The 241-nt window shown below is 67.6% G+C and carries 1 protein-coding gene; it reads right to left on the bottom strand.

Translation table 11 applies throughout. The features are described from left to right. A partial coding sequence (locus HMPREF2883_RS01815; protein WP_256277277.1) for a transposase family protein occupies positions 1-241 on the bottom strand: 241 nt, incomplete at both ends.

The raw sequence follows: 241 nt of genomic DNA, 5'->3' as shown, positions 1-241 counted from the left end.
TCCTCCACCGTTGGAACACTGCCGTTCAGGCAGGCGGCGATCAGGGGCGTGTAGGCGGCGATGACCCGGGAGACGGTGGCCTGCGAGACGCAGTAGAGCTCGGCGAGCAGCTCCTGGCACGGGTTGTGCCTCAGGTAGGTCAGGGTCAGGCGCACGCACAGGAACAGGCCCAGCACCCTCGCCCCGAACACCGGCAGGGGGCCGGAAGCGTGAATGGCCTCGCACAGGTCCAGGACATCAT

The organism is Actinomyces sp. HMSC075C01 (assembly GCF_001812965.1).
In the GTDB taxonomy this organism is placed as follows: Bacteria; Actinomycetota; Actinomycetes; order Actinomycetales; family Actinomycetaceae; genus Actinomyces; species Actinomyces acetigenes.
This window is presented reverse-complemented; position numbering and strand designations above follow the sequence as displayed.